The 24465-nt window shown below is 71.0% G+C and carries 22 protein-coding genes; 8 read left to right on the top strand and 14 right to left on the bottom strand.

Annotation, left to right across the window (positions count from 1 at the left end):
* Positions 1–13 precede the first annotated feature (13 nt).
* Genes sufC through HAV39_RS21595 form a run of 5 tightly spaced genes read right to left on the bottom strand, consistent with a single transcriptional unit; the run spans position 14 to position 4488 of the window.
* Entirely contained in the window at positions 14–793 is a 780-nt protein-coding gene (sufC, locus tag HAV39_RS21615) for a Fe-S cluster assembly ATPase SufC (RefSeq protein ID WP_120315973.1), read from the bottom strand.
* Positions 790–1113, bottom strand: a complete 324-nt coding sequence (locus tag HAV39_RS21610; RefSeq protein WP_191841131.1) for a non-heme iron oxygenase ferredoxin subunit — start codon at positions 1111–1113, stop codon at positions 790–792. The genes sufC and HAV39_RS21610 overlap by 4 nt, the downstream gene beginning before the upstream one ends.
* A gap of 8 nt (positions 1114–1121) precedes the next feature.
* Positions 1122–2264, bottom strand: coding sequence for a Fe-S cluster assembly protein SufD (gene sufD / locus HAV39_RS21605; RefSeq protein ID WP_191840988.1), 1143 nt, complete (start codon positions 2262–2264; stop codon positions 1122–1124).
* Positions 2264–3685, bottom strand: coding sequence for a Fe-S cluster assembly protein SufB (sufB, locus tag HAV39_RS21600; protein ID WP_191840987.1), 1422 nt, complete (start codon positions 3683–3685; stop codon positions 2264–2266). The genes sufD and sufB overlap by 1 nt, the downstream gene beginning before the upstream one ends.
* Positions 3682–4488: a helix-turn-helix transcriptional regulator gene (locus tag HAV39_RS21595; protein ID WP_373311561.1), complete on the bottom strand. Its 807-nt coding sequence runs from the start codon at positions 4486–4488 to the stop codon at positions 3682–3684. The genes sufB and HAV39_RS21595 overlap by 4 nt, the downstream gene beginning before the upstream one ends.
* 178 nt (positions 4489–4666) lie before the next feature.
* Between HAV39_RS21595 and HAV39_RS21590 the strand changes: the two genes are divergently transcribed.
* Positions 4667–5608, top strand: coding sequence for a COX15/CtaA family protein (locus tag HAV39_RS21590; protein ID WP_373311586.1), 942 nt, complete (start codon positions 4667–4669; stop codon positions 5606–5608).
* A gap of 76 nt (positions 5609–5684) precedes the next feature.
* Positions 5685–6404 (top strand): hypothetical protein, encoded by a 720-nt coding sequence (locus HAV39_RS21585; protein ID WP_191840985.1) that lies wholly within the window; start codon positions 5685–5687, stop codon positions 6402–6404.
* A 137-nt stretch (positions 6405–6541) separates the two neighbouring features.
* Here the strand turns inward: HAV39_RS21585 and HAV39_RS21580 are convergent, their stop codons facing one another.
* The 3 genes from HAV39_RS21580 to HAV39_RS21570 form a co-directional block, all read right to left on the bottom strand.
* On the bottom strand, positions 6542–7444 hold the full coding sequence (locus tag HAV39_RS21580; RefSeq protein ID WP_191841129.1) for an ATP-grasp domain-containing protein: 903 nt from the start codon (positions 7442–7444) through the stop codon (positions 6542–6544).
* Between the two features lie 82 nt (positions 7445–7526).
* Positions 7527–7847: a hypothetical protein gene (locus HAV39_RS21575; protein WP_191840984.1), complete on the bottom strand. Its 321-nt coding sequence runs from the start codon at positions 7845–7847 to the stop codon at positions 7527–7529.
* A gap of 217 nt (positions 7848–8064) precedes the next feature.
* Positions 8065–8967 carry a heme o synthase gene (locus HAV39_RS21570; protein WP_275413899.1) on the bottom strand — a complete coding sequence of 301 codons (903 nt, stop codon included), beginning with the start codon at positions 8965–8967 and terminating at the stop codon, positions 8065–8067.
* A gap of 319 nt (positions 8968–9286) precedes the next feature.
* Between HAV39_RS21570 and tkt the strand changes: the two genes are divergently transcribed.
* The 6 genes from tkt to pgl all read left to right on the top strand — a co-directional run bounded on the left by tkt (position 9287) and on the right by pgl (position 17598).
* On the top strand, positions 9287–11365 hold the full coding sequence (gene tkt, locus HAV39_RS21565) for a transketolase (protein WP_191840983.1): 2079 nt from the start codon (positions 9287–9289) through the stop codon (positions 11363–11365).
* Between the two features lie 2 nt (positions 11366–11367).
* Positions 11368–12483 carry a transaldolase gene (gene tal, locus HAV39_RS21560; protein ID WP_191840982.1) on the top strand — a complete coding sequence of 372 codons (1116 nt, stop codon included), beginning with the start codon at positions 11368–11370 and terminating at the stop codon, positions 12481–12483.
* Complete coding sequence (locus HAV39_RS21555; protein ID WP_191840981.1) at positions 12480–14126, top strand: glucose-6-phosphate isomerase; 1647 nt, start codon at positions 12480–12482, stop codon at positions 14124–14126. The genes tal and HAV39_RS21555 overlap by 4 nt, the downstream gene beginning before the upstream one ends.
* A gap of 12 nt (positions 14127–14138) precedes the next feature.
* Entirely contained in the window at positions 14139–15674 is a 1536-nt protein-coding gene (gene zwf / locus HAV39_RS21550; RefSeq protein ID WP_191841127.1) for a glucose-6-phosphate dehydrogenase, read from the top strand.
* A 34-nt stretch (positions 15675–15708) separates the two neighbouring features.
* Entirely contained in the window at positions 15709–16704 is a 996-nt protein-coding gene (locus HAV39_RS21545) for a glucose-6-phosphate dehydrogenase assembly protein OpcA (RefSeq protein ID WP_191840980.1), read from the top strand.
* A 138-nt stretch (positions 16705–16842) separates the two neighbouring features.
* Positions 16843–17598 carry a 6-phosphogluconolactonase gene (gene pgl / locus HAV39_RS21540; RefSeq protein WP_191840979.1) on the top strand — a complete coding sequence of 252 codons (756 nt, stop codon included), beginning with the start codon at positions 16843–16845 and terminating at the stop codon, positions 17596–17598.
* Between the two features lie 61 nt (positions 17599–17659).
* Here pgl and secG read toward each other — a convergent pair whose 3' ends face one another.
* The 6 genes from secG to whiA form a co-directional block, all read right to left on the bottom strand.
* Positions 17660–17926 carry a preprotein translocase subunit SecG gene (gene secG / locus HAV39_RS21535; RefSeq protein WP_120315984.1) on the bottom strand — a complete coding sequence of 89 codons (267 nt, stop codon included), beginning with the start codon at positions 17924–17926 and terminating at the stop codon, positions 17660–17662.
* A 78-nt stretch (positions 17927–18004) separates the two neighbouring features.
* A complete protein-coding gene (locus HAV39_RS21530) occupies positions 18005–19786 on the bottom strand; it encodes an ABC transporter substrate-binding protein (RefSeq protein WP_191840978.1) in 1782 nt (593 codons plus the stop codon).
* A 322-nt stretch (positions 19787–20108) separates the two neighbouring features.
* Positions 20109–20888 (bottom strand): triose-phosphate isomerase, encoded by a 780-nt coding sequence (gene tpiA, locus HAV39_RS21525; protein WP_120315986.1) that lies wholly within the window; start codon positions 20886–20888, stop codon positions 20109–20111.
* Entirely contained in the window at positions 20888–22084 is a 1197-nt protein-coding gene (locus HAV39_RS21520; protein ID WP_191840977.1) for a phosphoglycerate kinase, read from the bottom strand. Before HAV39_RS21520 ends, tpiA begins: the two co-directional genes overlap by 1 nt.
* Positions 22084–23088, bottom strand: coding sequence for a type I glyceraldehyde-3-phosphate dehydrogenase (gap, locus tag HAV39_RS21515; protein WP_120315988.1), 1005 nt, complete (start codon positions 23086–23088; stop codon positions 22084–22086). The genes HAV39_RS21520 and gap overlap by 1 nt, the downstream gene beginning before the upstream one ends.
* A 387-nt stretch (positions 23089–23475) precedes the next feature.
* Positions 23476–24456: a DNA-binding protein WhiA gene (whiA, locus tag HAV39_RS21510; RefSeq protein ID WP_120315989.1), complete on the bottom strand. Its 981-nt coding sequence runs from the start codon at positions 24454–24456 to the stop codon at positions 23476–23478.
* Positions 24457–24465 lie beyond the last annotated feature (9 nt).

The following is a 24465-nucleotide window of genomic DNA, read 5'->3' as shown; positions in this document are numbered from 1 at the left end:
CAGCTCAGCTCCCTCAGGCGCCCACGGCGGCCGCGCCGGCGCCCGCCACGTAACGCTCGTAACCCTCGGCCTCCAGCTTGTCCGCCAGCTCCGGGCCGCCCTCTTCGACGATCCGGCCGGCCACGAACACGTGCACGAAGTCGGGCTTGATGTAGCGCAGGATCCGGGTGTAGTGGGTGATCAGCAGCACGCCGGTGTCGCTGTTCTCCTTGACCCGGTTCACGCCCTCGGAGACGACACGCAGCGCGTCGACGTCCAGGCCGGAGTCGGTCTCGTCGAGGATCGCGATCTTCGGCTTGAGCAGCTCCAGCTGCACGATCTCGTGCCGCTTCTTCTCACCGCCGGAGAAGCCCTCGTTCACGTTGCGCTGGGCGAAGGCGGGGTCCATGCCCATCTTCTCCATCGAGCCCTTCAGCTCGCCGGCCCAGGTGCGCAGCTTGGGCGCCTCGCCGTCGATCGCGGTCTTGGCGGTGCGAAGGAAGTTGGCCACCGACACGCCGGGGACCTCGACCGGGTACTGCATGGCCAGGAACAGGCCCGCGCGGGCGCGCTCGTCCACGGTCATCGCCAGCACGTCCTGGCCGTCCAGGGTCACCGTGCCACCGGTGATCTCGTACTTCGGGTGGCCCGCGATCGAGTAGGCCAGGGTCGACTTGCCGGACCCGTTCGGGCCCATGATGGCGTGCGTCTGGCCCGACTCCACGGTCAGCGTGACCCCGTGCAGGATCGGCTTGAGCTCGCCCTCGGGCAGCTTCACCGACACCTGAAGGTCGCGGATCTCCAACTTGCTCATCGGGTCACTCCATTGCTTGGCGTCATGCTGACGTAGACATCACCGTCACGGACTTCGACGGGAAAGACGGGTACGGGTTCGGTGGCGGGCAGGCCGGTCGGCTCACCGGTACGAAGATCGAAACGCGAGCCGTGCAGCCAGCATTCCAGCGTGCAGCCGTCGACCTCGCCCTCGGACAGCGCCACGGCGGCGTGCGAGCACTCGTCGTACGCGGCGTAGAAGCCGTCGTCCTCCGCGTGCACCACCACCACCGGCGTGCCGGCGAGGTCCACCGCGAGCGCCGCACCCTTGGCGACCTCGTCGGCGGCACAAGCCCTCATGAAGTCGCTCACGAGCCCGCCTTCTCCAGCCGCTCCTCGATCGCCGCCCCGAGGCGCTCGCGCAGGTCCTCGGCCGGGATCTTGCCCAGCAGCTCGGCGAAGAAACCACGGACCACGAGCTTGCGGGCCTCGGCCTCCGGGATGCCCCGGGCCATCAGGTAGAACAGCTGCTCGTCGTCGAAGCGGCCGGTCGCCGAGGCGTGGCCCGCGCCGACGATCTCGCCGGTCTCGATCTCCAGGTTCGGCACCGAGTCGGCCCGCGCCCCGTCGGACAGCAGCAGGTTGCGGTTGACCTCGTAGGTGCTGGTGCCGGTGGCCTGGTCCTGGATCAGCACGTCGCCGACCCAGACCGTGTGCGCGCCCTCGCCCTGCAGCGCGCCGCGGTAGCCCACGTACGAGCGGCAGTCCGGCACCGAGTGGTCCACCAGCAGGCGGTGCTCGATGTGCTGCGCGCCGTCGGCGAAGTAGAGCCCGTACAGCTCGGCCTCGCCGCCGCGGCCGGCGTAGTCGACGCTGGTGAACTGGCGCACCAGGTCACCGCCGAGCGACACCTGCACGTGCAGGATCTTCGCGTCGCGGCCCAGCTTGACCTTGATGTGCTGCGCCTGCACCGCGTCGGCGGCCCAGTCGGCGACCGTGACCAGGGTCAGCTTCGCGCCGTCGGCGACCGCGATCTCGACGTTGTCGGCCAGCGTGACGCTGCCGGTCTGCTCCAGCACGACGGTCGCCTCGGCGTACGCCCCCACCGACAGGTAGGTGTGCGCCGCCGCGGCGCCCTCGGCGCCATGCCCGGCCAGCCGCAGCGTGAACGGCTCGGCCAGCACGGTCTCCTTGGCGACCTCGACCAGCAGCGCGTCGGCCGCGTTCTCGAAGGCCCAGGCGCTGATCCGGTCGAACGGGGTCAGCACCCCGCCGATCCGGGCGTCCGAGGTCGACACCGTGGCGACGGTGACACCCTCGGGCAGCGTGCCGTACTCGTGCTTGGGCGCGGCCGAGGCCGCGAGGTCGCCGGCCGCCAGGCCCCGCAGCCGCTTGAGCGGCGTGAAGCGCCACTCCTCCTCGCGACCGGTGAGCGCCGGGAAGTCGGCGACGTGGAACGAGCGCAACGCCTGCGACTTCGTCTTGGGCGGTGCGATACCTTCGGTGCTCATCAGCCGACGGCGCCTTCCATCTGCAGTTCGATCAGTCGGTTCAGTTCCAGGGCGTACTCCATCGGGAGCTCCTTGGCGATGGGCTCGATGAAGCCGCGCACGATCATCGCCATGGCCTCGTCCTCGGACAGGCCCCGGCTCATCAGGTAGAACAGCTGGTCGTCGCTCACCTTGGAGACGGTCGCCTCGTGGCCCATCGCCACGTCGTCCTCGCGGATGTCGACGTAGGGGTAGGTGTCCGAGCGGGAGATCGTGTCCACCAGCAGCGCGTCGCACTTGACCGTGCTCTTGCTGTGGTGCGAGCCCTCCATCACCTGGACCAGGCCGCGGTACGAGGTGCGGCCGCCGCCCCGGGCGATCGACTTGCTGATGATCGTCGACGAGGTGTGCGGAGCCGCGTGCACCATCTTGGCGCCGGCGTCCTGGTGCTGGCCCTCACCGGCCATCGCCACCGAGAGCACCTCGCCCTTGGCGTGCTCGCCGACCATGAACACGGCCGGGTACTTCATGGTGACCTTGGAACCGATGTTGCCGTCGACCCACTCCATGGTCGCGCCCTCGTGGCACACGGCGCGCTTGGTGACCAGGTTGTAGACGTTGTTCGACCAGTTCTGGATCGTGGTGTACCGGCAGCGCGCGTTCTTCTTCACGATGATCTCGACGACAGCGCTGTGCAGCGAGTCCGACGAGTAGATCGGCGCGGTGCAGCCCTCGACGTAGTGCACGTACGCGCCCTCGTCGACGATGATCAGGGTCCGCTCGAACTGGCCCATGTTCTCGGTGTTGATCCGGAAGTAGGCCTGCAGCGGGATCTCCACGTTGACGCCCGGCGGCACGTAGATGAACGAGCCGCCCGACCACACCGCCGTGTTCAGCGCGGCGAACTTGTTGTCGCCCACCGGGATGACGGTGCCGAAGTACTCCTTGAACAGCTCCGGGTGCTCCTTCAGCGCCGTGTCGGTGTCCAGGAACAGCACGCCCTGCTGCTCCAGGTCCTCACGGATCGCGTGGTAGACGACCTCGGACTCGTACTGCGCGGCGACACCGGCCACCAGGCGCTGCTTCTCCGCCTCGGGGATGCCCAGCTTGTCGTACGTGTTCTTGATGTCCTCGGGCAGGTCTTCCCAGCTCGCCGCCTGCTTCTCGGTCGAGCGCACGAAGTACTTGATGTTGTCGAAGTCGATGCCCGACAGGTCCGCGCCCCAGTTCGGCATGGGCTTGCGGCCGAACAGCCGCAGGCCCTTCAGCCGCAGGTCGAGCATCCAGTCGGCTTCGCTCTTCTTCTCCGAGATGTCACGGACCACGGCCTCGTTGAGACCACGCCGCGCGTTTACGCCGGCCAGGTCCGGGTCGGCCCAGCCGTACTCGTACTTGCCCAGGCCAGCGAGCTGGTCCTCGGTCGTGGTGATCTGCTCGGTCATGAGTCCGTCCTCATCGTGACGCCATCGTGGATCTGAACAAGCTCGGTTCGTCCCGCCGGAGCCGGCGCGCCACCAGGCGGCGCTCCGGGACGGAACACTTTCGTCGGACCAGGTATCTGATCCCGGGCGAAGCCCGGGATGTGGGTGGTGCACACCCCGTCGCCGTGCGCGATCGTCGCGAGTCGCTGCACGTGCGTGCCGACCAGACGACCGATCACCTCGGTCTCGGCCTCGCACAGCTGCGGGAACTCGGCGGCGACGTGCGCGACCGGGCAGTGGTGCTGGCACAGCTGCCCGCCGGTGGCGATCGTGGACGCGCTCGCAGCGTATCCCTGCGCGGTCAGCGCCTCCGCGAGCGCCTCCGCGCGGGCGAGAGGATCGTCACCCGAGTCGCGTACGGCGGCCTCGCAGCGCTGCTCCAGCACCGAGATCTGCGCCGCCGCGAAGGCGGCCACCTCGCGCTCGCCGCCACGCTCGGCGATCCAGCGCAGCGCGGCCGCGGCGAGCCCGTCGTAGGCGTGCCGGCCGAGCCCGTCGCGGGCGGCGTCGGTGAGCGAGAAGACCTTGGCGGGGCGTCCCCGGCCGCGCGGGCCGCGGATCACCTGCTCGCGAGCGCTGACCAGGCCCTCGGCGTACATCGCGTCGAGGTGGCGGCGCACACCGGCAGGGCTGAGACCGAGCTCCTCCCCCAGCGCCGCCGCGGTCGCGGGGCCCTGGGCGAGCAGCTCGATCACCCGACCGCGCGTGGCAGGATGGCCCACGCGGCGATCGGATGCCTCGGTGATCACCCCGCCCTTTTTCACTACACCAGTGTTACTTATTTAGTTCGACGTGCGCAAACCACCCCCGGCGTGACCCGTGACACCCAGCCTGCCCTAACTCGGCACGCCCGGAACGCGCGCCTACCATCGGTTCGTGCGTGATGTCGAGACCGTCGAAGCAGCCGGGTTCGTGCCCCGGGTCACCCGCGTCCTGGAGCGGGTGCCGGGCACCCGGCAACTGCTCGACGCGGATGCGGTGACCCGCCGGAGGCTGGCCCTGGCCGGGCTCGCGGGCAACATCGGCATCGTGATCACCGGTGGCGCGGTCCGGCTCACCGGCTCCGGCCTGGGCTGCCCCACCTGGCCCAAGTGCACCGAGGACTCGTACACCGCCACCAAGGCGATGGGGATCAACGGGGCCATCGAGTTCGGCAACCGGCTGCTCACCTTCGTGCTGTCGGCCATCGCCATCGCGCTCGTGGTCGCCGTGTGGCGGCACGCCCGGCTGCGCCGCCCCGCGGTGATCCTCGCCCTGGGCATCCCCGGGCAGGGCGTGGTGGGCGGCATCACGGTGCTCACCGACCTCAACCCGTACGTGGTCGGCCTGCACTTCCTGCTGTCCGCGGCGATGATCGGCGGCTCGTACCTGCTCTGGCAGCGCACGGCGCCCCGCCCCGCCGCCGAGCCCGGCGCGGTCCGGCTCCGCCCGCTCACCTGGGCGCTGACGGCGGCCTCGGCGGCCGTCGTGGTGATCGGTGTCGTGGTCACCGGCAGCGGCCCGCACGCCGGCGACGAGAAGGCGCACCGCACCGGCCTGAACCCCGAGATGATCTCCCAGCTGCATGTGGACGCCGTCTTCCTCCTGCTGGGCCTGGCCGTGGCGTGCTGGTTCGCCGCCCGCGCCGTCACCGCCGCCCCGATGGCCCGCGCCGCGACGATCCTGCTCGCCGTGCTGCTGGCCCAGGGTGCGATCGGCTTCGTGCAGTACTTCACCCACCTGCCCGCGGCGCTCGTCGGCGCACACATGGCCGGAGCATGCGCGGTGTGGGTCGCGACGCTGGCTGTGGTCTGGTCGACGGGGTTCGACGCGCCCGGGGCTGATGGGAGCGCGTCCATCCTGACCAGCGACGAAACGAACCGGACATTGGTCACCGTCCGGTAACCGCCAGATTCCGATCCGGTCGTCAACCGGTCGCGCAAGGGCCTCACGGAGCGCCCGGCAGAGCGATGATGACGGGGTGCCCACCTCTCTGCGCCGCGCGCCGCAGGCCCACCCCGAGGACTCCCTCCCCGGCGTGGTGACCCGGACCTTCACCACCACCGGTGACCTCGACTACTGGGCCAGCGTCCGGCACGCCGAGAGCGCCGCGCGGGTCGCCGAGGAACTGGCCACGCTGGTGCGCACCGGCCGGGCCGGGGTCGCCCGCGAACCCCTCGCGCACGCCGTCGAACTGCTGCTGAGCACCCTCGACCACGCCGACGACGCCTCCGGCGCCCTGGACAACCTGCTCAGCCGCCTGCTGGCCACCCACGCCGAGGCCTGCCGCCAGGCCCTGCCCGAGCCCGTGGACCTGGCCGACTGGCTGGTCACCGTGCAGTTCGACACCGGTCGCTGGTGCCCGGTCGACATCTGGGCCTACGGTCCCGCGCTCGGCCCCGGCGGCCTCGACCACTACCGGGCCGCGGTGCGCCGCCGCTGGGCCGCCGACCCCGGCGACCTCAGCGCCCGCGACGCCGTCGAACGCCTGGCTCGCTGGGAGCGGGACACCACCACCCTGATCGAGGTCATCGGCGGCGACCTCAAGCACGCCGCCCAGTACGGCCGCCTGGCCCGCGCCCTGGCCGACATCGGCGATCCCGGCGCCGCCCGCTCCTGGGCCGAACGCGGCCTCGCCGCCCACCCCGACGACCCCCCCGGCGCCGGCCTCCGCGACTTCCTCTCCCGCACCCCCCACTAACCCCACCCCACCCCACCCCACCCCGCTCCCCAAGATCGCGTCGATCTTGCGTGAACTGTGGGTGCGACACGGGCATTCCGGGCGAAGCGCCAACAGTTCGCGCAAGATCGTCGCGATCTTGGCGGGGTGGGGTGGGGTTAGAGGGCCCAGGTGATGGCGGTGGCGAGGCGGGTGGGGGCGGCGGCGTCGTGGAGCATGAAGACCGAGGGCTCGGTGAGTTCCAGTTCGACCAGGAGCGGGTTGCCCCGCTCGTCGGGGATCAGGTCGACGCGGGCGTAGACCAGGCCGGCGGGCAGGGTGGCCACCACGGCGTCGCCCACGGCGCGCTCGGCGGCGGTGGGCGTCCGGGGCGTGATCTCCTCGAGCTTGTAGAGCGTGTCCATGCCCTCGTCGGGGCCGGTCAGCATCGGGCCCTTGCGGATGGCGTGGCTGTAGGCCAGCCGGCCCGTCGCCGGGTCCGCGAAGTAGAGCAGGGCGGTCTCGCCGTAGGAGTCCACCGCGGGCAGGTAGGGCTGCACCATGGTGATCCGCCCGGCCGCCTGGAGACGGCGTACGTGGGCAACGGCCTGCACCTTGTCGGCGGGGCCGTAGCGGCCGGTGTCGCGGCTGCCGGCGCTCACCGCGGGCTTGATGACGTACTCGACGTCGCCCGCCGGGGGCGTCCACGGGTCGCCGGGGGCCAGGAACGTGGTCGGGGTGACCGGCAGCCCGGCCGCGGCCAGCTCGGCGAGGTAGCGCTTGTCGGTGTTCCAGGCCACCGTCTCGGCCGGGTTGACCAGCCGGGGCACACCTGCCGCCCAGGCCAGGAACTCGTCGTGGCGCTGGGCGTAGTCCCACGGGGAGCGCAGCACGACCAGGTCGTAGGAGGACCAGTCGGCGTCGGGGTCGTCCCACACCACGGGCTCGGCGTCGACGCCCAGCGCCGCCAGCGCGGGCAGCACCAGCCGGTCGTCGTCCTCCAGCAGCGGGATCTCGGCGCAGGTCACGATCGCGACGCGAGGACGGGCACCGGAGGGGGTGGAACCTGCTTCAGAAACCAGGGCGACCCGGGCCTGGGCCCGGGTCGCGTGGTCAAGGGATGTGCTCACAAGATCCGAATATAACGCGGGATCTGAAAGAACCTCAGCGTGCCAGGACTCGCTTGGACATGGAACGCCAGAGGTCGTTCGTAGGGCGCATGAGCTCGATCAGCTCGCGCTCCCACTCGTTCTCCACGGTGATGCCGGCCTTCTCGCAGGCGGCTCGGGCCGCGTCGGTGCTGGGAGCCATCTGGTCGCCCCATGCCCCGTCATTGCCCACCAGCACGATGCGCGCACCGCGCCGTCCGACGTACTCGACGACGCCCTTCGCTCCCCCGTGCTCGCTCGCGAAAGCGCGCAGGCCCGCCACAAGGTTGGCGGCGGGGTGGACGATGGTCGTCGTCGTATCTGAACCTTCTGCCATGCCAAGCACGATAAGCAGAACGGGTGTCCCTTGGAGGGATGGTGATGGGCTTTTGTGATTCCCGTTACGCGATCGCAACCCGGTGTACAGAGATCAGCTGTCCGGGTTCGCCCGGAAATAGCATCGTCAATGCGTCACAGAACGGACAGTTTTCAGTCAGCTGGCCGACACTCCGTGCCGAAAAAGGGCGTGTCCGGCCGAAACAGGTAAGAACCGCTCAGATGAACACGTCGACCGCGGCGGCCACGAACACGATCGTGAGGTACGCCGTGGACCAGTGGAACAGCCGCATCGGCTTGACGTCCTCACCCTTGACGGTGCGGCTGTACAGGCCGTGGGCCTCCAGGATGAAGAAACCGCCGCAGATGAGCGCGGGCAGGCCGTACACCGACGACATGCCCAGCGGCCACACCGCCAGCGACACGGCCACCGTGAGCCAGGAGTAGACCACGGATTCGATCGCGACGCGACGCGGGGTCGCCACCACCGTCAGCATCGGGATGCCGGCCTTGGCGTAGTCGTCCTTGAAGCGGATGGCCAGCGCGTAGAAGTGCGGCATCTGCCAGAAGAAGACGACGCCGAACAGCAGCCAGGCCGCCGGGGCCAGCGAGTTCGTCACCGCGGCCCAGCCGATCAGCACCGGCATCGCCCCGCACACGCCGCCCCAGAAGGTGTTGTGCGGCGTGGTGCGCTTGAGCCAGGCGGTGTAGATCACGTCGTAGTAGACGATCGCCGCCACGGTCAGCGCGGTGGCCAGCCAGTTGGTGAACGCCGCCATCAGCAGTGTCGAGGCGACCGCGAGGGTGAGGCCGAACACGAGCGCGGCCTTCGGCGAGATCTTGTGGGTCACCAGCGGGCGGCGCGAGGTGCGGCCCATCAGCGGGTCGATGTCGCGGTCGATGTAGCAGTTGATCGCGTTGGCCGCGCCGGCCGCGAACGAGCCGCCGACCAGCACCACCAGCATCAGCCAGATCGAGGGCAGGCCCTCGGCGGCCAGCATCATCGCCGGGATCGTCGTGATGAGCAGCAGTTCGACGATGCGCGGCTTGGTGAGCGACACGTATGCCCCCACCATCGCCCATCTGGCCTTGCGCTGCTGCAGCTGGGCAGCACGGGCCACGGCGCCCGGCTGGACCGGGATCACGGCGGTGCGGGGGGACGGGAGGTCTACGGTGGCCGCCTCAGGCGACTCTGCGGCGAGCGTGCTCACCCGCAACAGGGTACGGCAACGCTGGTCAACGCCTGCGAGCGCTACGCCACACCCGGAATGGACGGGTTCACACATGCGCTGTGCGCGGTATGAGTAGGGTCAACACCGACGCCAGGCGACACCGTGGCCGCCCGGACGACGATGCTTCATACCTGCCGGAGCCCCTGGGCGTGGCGAACTTTTCCACGGCCTGGCGCGACGGAAACGAGTCGCTAGGAGTAGCACAGCTGTGACCGAGCAGTTGATCTGGTCTGACATCGACCGCCGCGCGGTGGACACCGCCCGCGTCCTGGCCATGGACGCCGTCGAGAAGGCCGGCAACGGCCATCCGGGCACCGCGATGAGCCTCGCGCCGCTGGCTTACCTGCTGTTCCAGCGGGCCATGCGCCTCGACCCCAACGACCCGGACTGGACCGGCCGCGACCGCTTCGTGCTCTCCGCCGGCCACTCCTCCCTCACCCAGTACGTCCAGCTCTTCCTCGCCGGCTACGGCCTGGAGCTGTCGGACCTGCAGGCGCTGCGCCAGTGGGGCTCGCTGACCCCCGGCCACCCGGAGCACGGCCACACCCGCGGCGTGGAGACCACCACCGGCCCGCTGGGCCAGGGCCTGGGCAACGCCGTCGGCATGGCCATGGCGGCGCGCCGCGAGCGCGGCCTGTTCGACCCGGACGCCGCACCGGGCACCAGCCCGTTCGACCACCACATCTACGTGATCTGCTCGGACGGCGACATCGAGGAGGGCGTGACCCACGAGGTCTCCTCGATCGCGGGCCACCAGAAGCTGGACAACCTCATCGTCTTCTACGACGACAACGAGATCTCGATCGAGGACAACACCCTCATCGCGAAGTCCGAGGACGTCTGCAAGCGCTACGAGGCGTACGGCTGGCACGTGGAGAAGGTCGACTGGACCGGCGGCAACACCGGTTACCACGAGGACATCCCGGCGCTGTGGGCGGCGATCCAGCGCGCCAAGGCGGTCACCGACCGGCCCAGCTTCATCGCGCTGCGCACCATCATCGGCTGGCCCGCGCCGACCAAGCAGAACACCGGCAAGATCCACGGCTCGGCGGTCGGCCCCAACGAGGCCGCCGCGGTCAAGGAGCTGCTCGGCTTCGACCCCGCCGTGGCGTTCCCGGTCGAGGACGAGGTCATCGCGCACACCCGTGCCGTGGCCGAGCGCGGCCGCCTGCTGCACGAGCAGTGGGAGGAGGCGTTCCACGACTGGGCGAAGACCAACCCGGAGCGGCTGGCGCTGTTCGACCGGATGAGCACCCGCACCCTGCCCGACGGCTGGGAGCAGGCGCTGCCGTCCTTCCCGCACGACCCGAAGGGCCTGGCCACCCGCGCCGCGTCCGGCCAGGTGCTCAACGCGCTGGCGCCGGTGCTGCCGGAGCTGTGGGGCGGCTCGGCCGACCTGGCCGAGAGCAACAACACCACCATGAAGGGCGAGCCGTCGTTCGTCCCGGCCGAGTTCGCCACCAAGGAGTTCCCCGGCGACGAGTACGGCCGCACGCTGCACTTCGGCATCCGCGAGCACGGCATGGGCTCGATCATGAACGGCATCGCGCTGCACGGCGGCACCCGCGTCTACGGCGGCACGTTCCTGGTCTTCTCCGACTACATGCGCCCGCCGGTGCGCCTGGCCGCGCTCATGAAGCTGCCGGTGACCTACGTCTGGACGCACGACTCGATCGGCCTGGGCGAGGACGGCCCGACCCACCAGCCGGTGGAGCAGCTCACCGCGCTGCGCGCGATCCCCGGCCTGGACGTGGTGCGCCCGGCCGACGCCAACGAGACCGCGCACGCCTGGCGCATGGCGCTCAAGCACACCGACCGGCCCACGGCGCTGGCGCTGACCCGCCAGAACGTGCCCACCCTCGACCCGGCGAAGATCACCGGCTTCGAGCGCGGCGGCTACATCCTGGAGGAGGCCTCCACCGGCGCCCCGCAGGTGATCCTCATCGGCACCGGCTCCGAGGTCTCGATCTGCCTGAAGGCCCAGGAGCTGCTGGAGGACGAGGACGTGCCCACCCGGGTCGTGTCGATGCCCTGCCAGGAATGGTTCCGCGCCCAGGATGCGGGGTACCGGGAGTCCGTGCTCCCCGCGAACGTGAAGGCCCGGGTCAGTGTCGAGGCCGGTATCGCCATGTCCTGGCGTGACCTGGTCGGCGACGCGGGCGAGTCGGTGAGCCTGGAGCACTACGGCGCGTCGGCCCCGGCCGCGACCCTGTTCGAGAAGTTCGGTTTCACCCCGGAGGCGGTCGCGGAGGCGGCCCGCCGCTCCCTCTCCAAGGTAGGCGAGTGACTATGACTGATCCACTGGGCGAACTCTCCGCCGCGGGCGTGGCGGTGTGGCTCGACGACATCTCGCGTGAGCGGCTCACCGAGGGCGGCTCGCACACCGCGCTGGAGAAGCTGCGGGACGAGTTCCACGTCGTCGGCGTGACCAGCAACCCGACCATCTTCGCGGGCGCGCTGGGCGGCAGCGACGACTACGACGCGCAGCTGCACGACCTGAAGGTGCGCGGCGTCTCGGTCGACGAGGCCGTGCGCATGCTCACCACGTACGACATCCGCTGGGCCTGTGACGTGATGCGCCCGGCGTTCGACGCCTCCGACGGCGTCGACGGCCGGGTGTCCATCGAGGTCGACCCGCGGCTGGCGAACCAGACCGAGCCGACCATCGCCGAGGCCAAGCAGCTGTGGTGGCTCGTCGACCGGCCCAACCTGTTCATCAAGATCCCGGCGACCCTGGCCGGCCTGCCCGCGATCACCGCGGCGCTGGCCGAGGGCATCAGCGTCAACGTGACGCTGATCTTCTCGCTGGAGCGCTACCGCGCGGTGATGGACGCCTGGCTGGCCGGCCTGGAGCAGGCGCAGGCCAACGGGCACGACATCTCGAAGATCGAGTCCGTGGCGTCCTTCTTCGTGTCGCGCTTCGACACCGAGATCGACAAGCGGCTGGAGAAGATCGGCACCCCGGACGCGCTCGCCCTGCGCGGGCAGGCTGCGGTCGCCAACGCGCGGCTGGCGTACGGCGCGCACCTGGAGGTCGTCAACGGCCAGCGCTGGGCCGCCCTCAAGGCCGCCGGCGCCAAGCCGCAGCGGCCGCTGTGGGCCTCCACCGGCACCAAGAACGCCGCCTACCCGGACACGCTCTACATCGAGCAGCTGATCGCGCCGAACACGGTCAACACCATGCCGGAGAAGACCATGCAGGCCTTCGCCGACCACGGCAAGGTGCCCGGCGACACGATCACCGGCAACCTGCAGTCGGCCGAGATGGCCCTCGACGCGCTGCGCGAGGTCGGTGTCGACTACGACGACGTGGTGGACTTCCTGGAGCGCGACGGCGTCGCCAAGTTCGACGCCAGCTGGACCGAGCTGCTCGAGGGCGTGCAGGCGAAATTGGCGCAAGCATGAGCGATGACTTCCAGGAGGTCGTCTTCGGCGGCGGGCTGACCGTGCGGGTTTCCCGCGAGGTCGCCGCCGCGGCTGAGCCCGTGCTGGCCCAGCTGCTGGCCGACGGCGTGCCCGCGAAGCTGGCGGCCAAGGACCCCACGCTGTGGGGTCCGGCCGCCGCAGCCGAGGCGGCCGTCCGGCTGGGCTGGGTGGACACGTTCGAGCGCAGCCGGGCGCTGCTGCCGCAGCTCGCCGAGCTGCGCGAAGAGCTGGGCGACCTGGACCACGTGGTGCTGGCCGGCATGGGCGGCTCCTCGCTGGCCCCCGAGGTGATCTCCCTCACCCTGGGCAAGCGGCTCACCGTGCTGGACACCACCGACCCTGGCCAGGTCGCCGCCGCGCTGGGCGACCGGCTCGACCGCACCGTGGTGGTGGTGTCGAGCAAGTCCGGCGGCACCGTGGAGACCGACAGCCAGCGCCGGGCCTACCTGCAGGCGTTCCTCGACGCGGGACTCAGCCCGGCCGAGGCCGGGCGGCACTTCGTCGTCGTCACCGATCCCGGCTCGCCGCTGGAGTCGACCGCCCGCGAGATGGGCGCTTTCGTGCTGCTGGCGGATGCGGACGTGGGCGGCCGCTACTCCGCGCTGACCGCGTTCGGGCTGGTCCCGACCGCGCTGGCCGGGGTGGACGTGGCAGAGCTGCTGGACCAGGCGGAGGAGTTCGCCACCACGCTGACCGGCGACGTCGACAACCCGGCGTTCCTGCTCGGCGCGGTGCTGGGCGCGGCGGCCCGGCACGGCCGCGACAAGCTCGCGCTGGTCGACGACGGCAGCGGCATCACCGGCCTGGGCGACTGGGCCGAGCAGCTGATCGCCGAGTCCACCGGCAAGGACGGCAAGGGCATCCTGCCGGTCGTGGTGGAGACCCCGATCAGCGCCGGCGCCACCGGCCCCGACGTGCTCACCGCCACCATCGGCGGCGCGCTGGGCGTCGGCGCGGTGCCGGGCAGCGGCGTGGTGCCGCACGTCTCGGTCAACGGCGCGCTGGGCGCGCAGTTCCTGTGCTGGGAGGCGGCGACCGCGGTGGCCGGGCGGGTGCTCGGCATCGACCCGTTCGACCAGCCCAACGTCACCGAGTCCAAGCAGAACACCAACAAGATCCTGGAAGCGGGCCTGCCGGCGGCGACGCCGTCGTTCACCGAGGGCGCCATCATCGGGTACGGCGACGCGAACTCCCTGGAGGACGCGCTGCGCGCCCTGCTGGGTGCCGCGGGCGGGCACGGCTACCTCGCCGTGCTGGCCTACCTGGACCGGTTCGCCGACGCCGACGCCGCGAAGCTGCGCGAGCAGCTGGCCGCCGCGTCCGGCCGTCCGGTGACGTTCGGCTGGGGCCCGCGTTTCCTGCACTCGACCGGCCAGTACCACAAGGGCGGCCCGCAGCACGGGGCCTTCCTGCAGATCACCGGCGACGTCGCCGAGGACTTGGCCGTGCCGGGCAAGCCGTACACCTTCGGTCAGCTGCAGGCGGCACAGGCCGCGGGCGACCGGCAGGCGCTGGCCGGCCGCGACCGCCCGCTGCTGCACCTGCACCTGACCGACCGGGCCAAGGGCATCGCCCAGCTGCTGGACGCGGCGGGCCGCCTCCAGCCGTACAAGGAGAGGTGACGTCACGTGACCGTGTCGTCCGACCCGGAGCGGGTCAATCCGCTGCGGGACCCCCAGGACCGCCGACTGCCGCGGATCCCGGAGCCATGCGCTCTAGTCATCTTCGGGGTCACCGGTGACCTCGCCCGTAAGAAGCTCATCCCCGCCGTGTACGACCTGGCCAACCGGGGCCTGCTGCCGCCCGGCTTCGTGATCGCCGGGTTCGCCCGGCGGGACTGGGGCGACGGCGACTTCGAGAACGTGGCCCGCACCGCGGCCATGGAGCACGCGCGCACCCCGTGGCGCGAGGAGGTCTGGGCCCGGCTGGCGGGCAACTTCCGCTTCGTGGGCGGCGCGTTCGACGACGACGCGGCCTTCGACCGGCTGCACGACTGCCTGAACGAGCTGCGCGACTCGCACGGCATCATGGGCAACGCGGCGTTCTACCTGTCCATCCCACCGGCCGCCTTCCCGACCGTGCTCAAGCAGCTGGAGCGCACCGGCATGGCCGACAACGCCAAGTCCGGCGGCTGGCGCCGGGTCGTGGTGGAGAAGCCCTTCGGCGAGGACCTGGAGTCGGCCAAGGCGCTCAACGACCTGGTCGACGACGTGGTCAGCGCGGAGGACGTCTTCCGCATCGACCACTACCTGGGCAAGGAGACGGTCCAGAACATCCTGGCGCTGCGCTTCGCGAACTCGCTGTTCGAGCCCATGTGGAACTCCAAGTACGTCGACTCGGTGCAGATCACCATGGCCGAGGACGTCGGCATCGGCACCCGGGCCGGCTTCTACGACGCCACCGGCGCCGCCCGCGACGTCATGCAGAACCACCTGATGCAGCTGCTGGCGCTGGTCGCCATGGAGGAGCCGACCACGTTCGACGCCTCCGAGATCCGCGCGGAGAAGCTGAAGGTGCTGCGCGCCGTCGTGCCGCCCAAGGACGTGGCCGCCGAGACCGTGCGCGGGCAGTACCTGACCGGCTGGGTCGGCGGCGCGCGCGTGCCGGGCTACCTGGAGGAGTCGGACGTCCCGCCGGACTCGAACACCGAGACGTACGCGGCGGTGCGGCTGACCATCAAGAACCGGCGGTGGGCGGGGGTGCCGTTCTACATCCGGGCGGGCAAGCGCCTGCCGCGCCGGGTCACCGAGCTCGCCGTCCTCTTCAAGAAGGCCCCGCACCTGCCGTTCTACCCCGAGGACGTGGAGCTGCTGGGCAACAACCAGCTGGTCATCCGGGTCCAGCCGGACGAGGGCGTGATGCTGAAGTTCGGCTCCAAGGTGCCCGGCACCCAGATGGAGCTGCGCGACATCACCATGGACTTCGCCTACGGCGAGGCGTTCACCGAGTCCAGCCCCGAGGCGTACGAGCGGCTCATCCTCGACGTGCTGCTGGGCGACCGGACGCTGTTCCCGGACGCGGCGGAGGTCGAGGAGGGCTGGCGCATCATCGACCCGCTGGAGGACGCCTGGGCGGGCACCAAGCCCGCGACCTACCGGGCCGGCGAGTGGGGTCCGCGCGAGGCCGACGAGATGCTGGCCCGCGAGGGCCGCACCTGGCGGCGGGCATGAGCGACTTGTTGATCAAGCGTGGAAGTGGGACGGAATGCTAGCCCTGTGGGACACCACCGGTAGCGAGGTGGTGCGCAAGCTCGCCTCGGAGCGGCGCAACGCGGGCGGCGTCGCCAGCGGCCTCGCCCTCAACCTGGTCGTCATCGTGGACGAGGGCCGGGTGCGCCAGGTCGAGGACGCAGCCACCATCGCCGCCGCGTCGCACCCGTGCCGCCTGCTCGTGGTCAGCCGCGGCCCGGTGGCGGGTGTCGACGCGGCGACCGCCAACGCCAAGAACCGGCTCGACGCCGAGATCGTCGTCGGCGGCCGGCTCGGCCCCTGCGAGGCCGTCATCATGCGCATGCACGGCCGGCTGGCCCTGCACAGCGAGTCGGTGGTCATGCCGCTGCTGGCCCCGGACGTCCCGGTGGTCACCTGGTGGCACGGCTGCCCGCCCGAGCACATCGCGTACGACCCGCTGGGCGTCGTCGCCGAGCGCCGGGTCACCGACATCGCCCAGTGCCCCGACCCCGCCGCGGCGCTGCACCAGCGGGCGGTGGACTACGCCCCCGGCGACACCGACCTGTCCTGGACCCGGCTGACCGGCTGGCGGGCGCTCATCGCGGGCGCCTTCGACACCGCGACGGCGGGCGCGCTGTCCGCGACGGTGCACGCCGCCGCGGGCGACCCGCTGGGCGCGCTGTTGCGCGGCTGGATCATGGCGCGGATGGGCGTCCCGGTGCAGCTGGCCGAGGTCGCCGGACCGCTGCACGGGGTCGACTTCGCGCTGGCCGACGGCGGCTCGCTGAGCCTGCACGCCACCGGCGACGGGATGGCCCTGCTGCGCAAGAGCGGCTCGCTGGACCAGGTGCTGCCGCTGGTGGAGCGGCGGCTCGGCGAGGTGCTGGCGGAGGAGCTGCAGCGGCTCGACGCCGATCAGCCGTACGCGGCGGCGCTCGCGGCCGCCACGGGCGTCGCGAACCTCGGCGACCGCGCGTCGACCCGTACCCACATCTGGCAGGACCCGGCCTGGGAGCCGGTGGCCGCATGAGCGAGCGCAGCGAGCGAATCGTGTCACAGGTCTCTCATGCCGCCGACGAGCGCAGCGAGGAGAAGGCATGAGCGAGCGCAGCGAGCGAATCGTGTCACAGGTCTCTCATGCCGCCGACGAGCGCAGCGAGGAGAAGGCATGAGCGAGCGGTCGGTGCTCGTGCATGCCGATGCGCAGGAGCTTGCCGGGGCGGCGGCGGCGCGGTTGCTGGCACGGCTGGCGGACGCCCAGGCCGCGCGGGGTTCGGCTGACGTCGTGCTGACCGGGGGCCGGGTCGCGGCCGCCGTGTACCGGGCGGTGCTGGCCGATCCGGCCCGGGACGCCGTCGACTGGTCACGGGTGGACCTGTGGTGGGGCGACGAGCGCTTCCTGCCGGCCGGTGACCCGGACCGCAACGAGACCCAGGCGCGCGCGGCCCTGTTGGACGCGCTGCCGCTCGACCCGGCCCGAGTGCACCCGATGCCACCCTCCGACGGTCCCGACGGCTCTGATCCCGAACTGGCGGCCGCCCGCTACGCCGGGGAGCTGGCGCGCACCGCGCCGGACTCGACCGGGCTGCCGCGCTTCGACGTGCTGCTGCTCGGTGTCGGCGAGGACGGCCACGTGGCGTCGGTGTTCCCTGGGCATCCGGTGGCGGCCGAGACCCGGCCGGTCAGCGCGGTGCGGAACAGCCCGAAGCCGCCGCCGGTGCGCACCACGCTCACCCTTCCCGCGATCAACACGGCGGCGGAGGTGTGGCTGATCGCCGCCGGGCCGGACAAGGCAGAGGCGGTCGGGGCGGCCCTGTCGGGGTCGGCGGAGCTGCCCGCGGCGGCGGTGCACGGCGTCTCGCGTACCGTCTGGCTGCTCGATCGGGCCGCGGCGGCCCAGGCGCCGCAGAGTTCGTCGCGCTAGCTCCCGAACAAGCCGAAAGGGCGGCTGACCGATGGTCAGCCGCCCTTTCGCGTGCTCGCTGTCAGCCGACGGTGCCGGCGGCCATCTCCAGCTTGAGCCAGAGGCCGAGGCCGACAATGCAGGCAAACCAGACGATACCCACCAGGACGGTGTAGCGGTCGAGGTTCTTCTCCGCCACCGACGACCCGGCCAGGCTCGACGACACACCGCCGCCGAACATGCTGGACAGGCCGCCGCCCTTGCCCCGGTGCAGCAGGACCAGCATCGTCAGCAGGGCGCTGGTGATGATCAGCAACACGATCAACGTGTAGGCGAACTGGATCGGCATGGAACAGGTGTCCTTAGGCTCGGTTGCCGCTCGCGCGGCCGCGGGGCGTCGGTCAACAATAGCGGAACAGCGTGCCGTCTAGGACCCGGAGGAGGTCACATCCACCGGGATCGAGGGGTCCTTCAGGCCCAGCGACGCCAGGTCCGGTGCGCCGAACTGCGAGTGGATGTACGCCCCGGCGACGTTGGAACCGTACATCCGGATCGACTTCGGGTAGAGGACCGGGATGGTCACCGCCATGTCCGACAGCCGGTTGTCGATCTCGCCCCACAGCTTGTACTGCCGGTTGAGGTCGTCCTCGGCCATCGCGTCGGCGATCGCCTTGTTGATCTCCGGGTCGTTGAGGAACGAGTAGTTCGAGCCGCTCTGCTCACCGGTCGGCTTGACCAGGGCGCCGTCGAACAGCGGCGGGATGACCGCGGAGCCGTTCGCCCAGTCCGGGATCCAGCCGGCGTAGACCAGGTGGTTGCCGTGCCCGACGTCGGCGATCAGGCCCCAGTACGGCTTGGCCGGCAGGCGGTTCAGCTCGACCTTGATGCCGATGCGGATGTAGGCGTCGACCATCGTCTTGACGTACCGGGCGATGGTGTCGTTGTCCGGCAGCGCCACCTTGAGCTTGTCCGGGCAGGGCTTGCCCTCGTTCTTCGCCTTGTCGAGCAGCTTGAGGGCCTCGTCCTCGTCGCCGTCGCTGTCGCTGAGCGTGCGGTAGATGTCGAACTTGGCGTGTGCCGCGAGGTTCGGCGGGATCATCGACGTCGCCAGGTCGCCGATCACCGAGCCGCCCATCGCCTGGCGGTACTTGCGCTTGTTGAACGCGAACGACAGCGCCTTGCGGCAGTCGAGGCTCTTGACCATCTCCGTGTTGATCGCGAAGTACCGGACCGAGCCGGACGGGCCCTGAGCCACCCGCTGCGACAGCTTCGGGTCGTTGATGACCTGCTGCAGGAAGTTCGGCGCCACGTTGGTCTGCAGCACGATCGTGTTGCGGTCCGCGCCCTGGTCCTGGATCAGCGCGTTGGTCACGGCCGGGTCGTTGGCGTCGACCACGAACACGATCTTGTCGGGGTGCGCCTTGCGGACCGAGTCCAGCGACGACGACCAGTGCTCGTTGCGCACCAGCGTGAAGCTGGTCGCGTCCTTCGGCCGGGGCTCGACGCGGTACGGCCCGCTGGACAGCGGACGGATGTCGTAGGCGTCCTTGTCAGACCCGTCCGCGCCCTGCTTGGTCGGCGCGAAGATCGACAGCGCGACCGTGTAGTTGAAGTCGCCCGCCGGCTGCTTGAGCCGGAACTTGATGGTCTGGGTGTCCTCGCAGACGACCGAGTCCAGCTCCTTGCCGCTGTACGGGCCCTCGTAGGGGGTCGCGTTGTCGGCCAGCATCAGCTCGGCGTAGGGCAGGCCGGAGTCGAACACCTTGGCGAAGTTGCGCTCCACGCCGTACTTGAGCTGCGAGCAGACCACCGGGGAACCGTCCTCCCACTTCACCCCCTCGCGCAGCTTGAACTCCCAGACCGTGTTGTTCTCACTCGGCCGGCCCAGGTCGGTGGCGAGGTCGGGCACCAGCTCACTGCTGGCCGTGCCCGGCTCGGCCTTGTACGTGGTCAGCGTGCGGGAGATCAGGCGGCTGATGTTCGAATCCATCGCCGCCGCGATCTTCTGCGGGTCCAGGTGGTCCGGCAGGGCCGGCAGCACGACACGCAGGGTGCCGCCTTGCGTGATCGTGTCGTTCGCGTCGGCGGCCGAGTCGCAGGCGGAGGCGACGCCGAGCAGGGTCACCGCGGCGGCTGCCGCGACGAGGCGGCGGCGCATACGGCTCGCCCGCATAGAGGCGTGGACCGGCGACATCGAGAGGTCAGGCATGGTCGTCCTCCCGGCGGTCCCGCGCCCTCGCGCGTCCGCCAAGAATCCAGGGGTGAGTGATCCGGGGGTGGTAGCTCGCCACACTCTAGGCGGACCGACCGCGCGATCAGAAGTGGGGCGGGGAGATTCGTTATGCGGCATCAGCAGGTCGGACGCAGCGCGTTCGCATGATCACCCTGCGCACCCGAAAGCGTCGCTCCCGGGCGCCCGCGCGCCCGGCCCGGCCCCGCGGAGCCAGTCCGCCGGCGCAACGCGACAGGACCCCGGGCGGCCTGCCCGGGGTCCTGTTCGGATGCCGCGCCCGCCTGGCGGGCGCACGTGCTCAGACGCCGAGGCGGCAGAGCCTGGTGAACTCTTCGGCATCGAGGCTCGCCCCACCGACCAGCGCGCCGTCGATGTCGGGCTGCGCCATGATGGCGGCCACGTTGCCCGCCTTCACCGAGCCGCCGTAGAGCACCCGCACCGCCTGCGCGGTGGACTCGCCCTGCGTCTTGGCCAGCTGCGCGCGGATCGCCCCGATGACCTCCTGGGCGTCCTCGGGCGTGGCGGTCTTGCCGGTGCCGATCGCCCAGACCGGCTCGTACGCCACCACGACCTTCTCCACCTCGGCCGGGGTGAGCCCGGCCAGGCCGCCGTCGAGCTGGGCGAGCGTGTACTCGACGTGCTCGCCCTTCTCGCGGATGTCGAGGCCCTCGCCCACGCACAGGATCGGCGTGATGTCGTTGGCCAGCGCCGCCTTCACCTTCGCGTTGACCAGCGCGTCGGACTCGGCGTGGTACTGCCGGCGCTCCGAGTGGCCGACCGTCACGAACGAGCAGCCCAGCTTGGCCAGCATCGCGCCGGAGATCTCCCCGGTGTACGCGCCGGAGGTGTGCGCCGAGATGTCCTGCGCGCCGTACTCGATGAGCAGCCGGTCGCCGTCCACCAGCGTCTGCACGCTGCGGATGTCGGTGAACGGCGGCAGCACCGCGACCTCGACGGCCTCGAGCTGCTTCTCGTTCAGGCTGAAGGCCAGTTTCTGCACGAGCGCGATGGCCTCGAGGTGGTTGAGGTTCATCTTCCAGTTGCCGGCCATCAGGGGCCGGCGCTTGACCTCTGCCATCACGCCTCCAGCGCTTCGAGACCGGGCAAGGACTTGCCCTCCAGGTACTCCAGCGACGCGCCGCCGCCCGTGGAGATGTGGCCGAACGCGGCCTCGTCCAGGCCGAGCGCGCGCACGGCCGCGGCAGAGTCGCCGCCGCCGACCACGGTGAAGCCGTCGACCTTGGTGATGGCCTCGGCCACCCCGCGGGTGCCGTTCGCGAACGGGGCCAGCTCGAACACGCCCATCGGGCCGTTCCAGAAGACCGTCTTCGCGCCGGACAGCGCCTCGGTGAACAGCGCCACCGACGCGGGGCCGATGTCCAGGCCGAGCCAGCCGGCCGGGATCGCGGTCGCGGCCACGGTGTCGGTCGCGGCGTCGCCGGCGAAGCGGTCGGCGACCACCACGTCGGTCGGCAGCACGATCCGGTCGCCGGCCCGCGCCAGCAGGTCGCGGCAGGTGTCGAGCATCTCCTCCTGCAGCAGCGAGGCGCCCACCTCGTGGCCCTGGGCCTTGAGGAAGGTGAAGCACATGCCGCCGCCGATGAGCAGCTTGTCGGCCTTGCCCAGCAGCGCCTCGATCACGGCGAGCTTGTCGGAGACCTTGGATCCGCCGAGGATCACCACGTACGGCGTGGCCGGGTCCTCGGTGAGGCGCTTGAGCACCTCGACCTCGCGCAGCACGAGGCCGCCCGCGTAGTGCGGGAGCCGGGACGCGACGTCGTAGACGCTGGCGTGCTTGCGGTGCACCGCGCCGAAGGCGTCGTCGACGTACACGTCGCCGAACGCCGCCAGCTGGTCGGCGAACGCGCCGCGCACGGCGTCGTCCTTGCTGGTCTCCCCCGCGTTGAAGCGCAGGTTCTCCAGCAGCACCACGCCGCCGGGGGTCAGCGCCGCCACGGCCTCCTGCGCCGACGGGCCGACGGTGTCACCGGCGAAGGTGACCGGCGAGCCGAGCAGCTCGGCGAAGCGCGTCGCGACGGGCGCGAGCGTGTACTTCGGGTCGGGCTCGCCCTTGGGGCGGCCCAGGTGCGACATGACGATCACCGAGGCGCCCGCGTCGCGCAGCGCCGTGATGGTCGGCAGCACCGCCCGGATCCGGCCGTCGTCGGCGATCTGTCCGGGGCTGTCCTTCAGGAAGGGCACGTTCAGGTCGGCGCGCACGAGCACGCGCCGACCCGAGACACCCTCGGCGAGCAGTTCGTCGAGGGATCGCATTACAGCGAAGCGCCCACGAGCTTGGTGAGGTCCACGAGCCGGTTGGAGTAGCCCCACTCGTTGTCGTACCAGCCGACGACCTTCACCTGGTTGCCGATGACCTTGGTCAGGCCGGCGTCGAAGATGCAGGAGGCCGGGTCGGTCACGATGTCCGAGGAGACGATCTCGTCCTCGGTGTACACCAGGATGCCCTTGAGCGGGCCCTCGGCGGCGGCCTTGATCGCGGCGTTGACCTCCTCGACCGACGTCTCGCGAGCGGCGGTGAAGGTCAGGTCGGTGGCCGAGCCGGTCGGGATCGGCACGCGCAGCGCGAAGCCGTCCAGCTTGCCCTTGAGCTCGGGGAGCACCAGGCCGATCGCCTTGGCGGCGCCGGTCGAGGTCGGCACGATGTTCAGGGCCGCGGCGCGGGCGCGACGCAGGTCCTTGTGCGGGCCGTCCTGGAGGTTCTGGTCCTGGGTGTACGCGTGGATCGTGGTCATCAGACCCTTTTCGATCCCGATCGTGTCGTTCAGGACCTTCGCCATGGGGGCGAGGCAGTTCGTGGTGCAGGAGGCGTTCGAGATGATCGTGTGCTTGGCGGCGTCGTACTTGTCGCCGTTCACGCCGAGCACGATCGTGATGTCCTCACCCTTGGCCGGAGCCGAGATGATGACCTTCTTCGCGCCGTTGTCGGCGTGCACCTTCGCCTTGGCGGCGTCCGTGAACAGGCCCGTCGACTCGATCACGACGTCGGCACCCAGGTCGCCCCAGGGCAGCTTGCCCGGGTCGCGCTCGGCGAACGCCTTGAACGACTTGCCGTTGACCGTCAGCTCGGTCTCGGTCGCCTTCACCTCGTAGGGCAGGCGGCCCAGGATCGAGTCGTACTTGAGCAGGTGCGCCAGCGTCGCGTTGTCGGTCAGGTCGTTCACGGCCACCAGCTCGATGTCCGCGCCGGACGCGAGCAGCGCCCGGTAGAAGTTACGCCCGATCCGGCCGAAGCCGTTGATGCCAACCCGGATGGTCACAGGTCCCATCTCCTCGCCATGTGCGCCGACTGGCGGCTGTTCGCCCAGTGCGGCGGCCGATAGGTCACTCGCCCGGTCACGCCGCCAACACACCTGGCGGACGGCGTCGCGGCCGAGCTGCCGGCAGCGTCGCCGTACGGTTCCGACCCTAGCTGAGCTGTACCGGACATCCCCGCCGGGGTCTTTGTTTCACCCCCGTGTCCCCCATCACACGAAACCACAACGACCCCACCTCCAAGATCGCGACGATCTTGCGCGAACTGTTGCCCCTTTGCCCGTTTCGAGTGAGTCGCACCCACGCGCCCCGCAAGATCGTCGCGATCTTGGGGGTGGGGGTGGGGGTGACGCCGCGTTGCGGGTGGGGTGCGGCGGTCACGGGTGGGGCGGTCAGACGGTGAGCATTTCGGCGGTCACGGCGGCTTCGGTGTCGGGGATGCCGAGGTCGCGGGCGCGCTTGTCGGCCAGGGCGAGCAGACGCCTTATGCGGCCGGCGATGGCGTCCTTGGTCAGCGGCGGGTCGGCCAGCGCGCCCAGCTCCTCCAGGGAGGCCTGGCGGTGTTCCAGGCGCAGGCGGCCGGCGCTGGTCAGGTGACCGGGCGCGTCGTCGGCCAGGATCTCCAGGGCGCGGGTGACCCGGGCCGCGGCGGCGACCGCGGCGCGGGCCGAGCGGCGCAGGTTGGCGTCGTCGAAGTTGGCCAGGCGGTTCGCGGTGGCGCGGACCTCGCGGCGCACCCGGCGCTCCTCCCAGGCCAGCACGCTGGAGTGCGCGCCGATGCGGGTGAGCAGGGCGGCGATGGCGTCGCCGTCCTTGACCACGACCCGGTCCACGCCGCGCACCTCGCGCGCCTTGGCGGTGATGCCGAGCCGGCGGGCCGCGCCGACCAGCGCCAGCGCCGACTCCGGGCCCGGGCAGGTGATCTCCAGGGCACAGGAGCGGCCCGGCTCGGTCAGCGAGCCGTGCGCCAGGAAGGCGCCCCGCCAGGCGGCCACGGCGCAGCACACGCTCGCCGAGACCACGTTCGGCGGCAGGCCCCGCACCGGCCGCCCGCGCACGTCCAGCAGGCCGGTCTGGCGCGCGAGCGCCTCGCCGTCCTTGACGATGCGCACGATGTAGTGGCTGCCCTTGCGCAGCCCGCCCGACGCGAGGATGTGTACCTCGCTCGGGTATCCGAACAGGTCGGCGATGGTGGTCCGCAGCCGCCGGGCCACCGCACCGGTGTCCAGCTCCGCTTCCACCACCACGCGGCCCGAGACGATGTGCAGCCCGCCCGCGAAGCGCAGCAGGGCCGCCATCTCCGCGCGCCGGCAGCACGGCTTGGGCACGTCGACCCGGCTGAGCTCGTCTTTGACCGCAGCGGTCATCGCCATCGTGTCGTC

Source organism: Catellatospora chokoriensis, from assembly GCF_011297315.1.
GTDB lineage: Bacteria > Actinomycetota > Actinomycetes > Mycobacteriales > Micromonosporaceae > Catellatospora > Catellatospora citrea.
The sequence above is the reverse complement of the archived record's forward strand: the minus strand, read 5'-3'. Positions and strand labels throughout refer to the sequence as shown.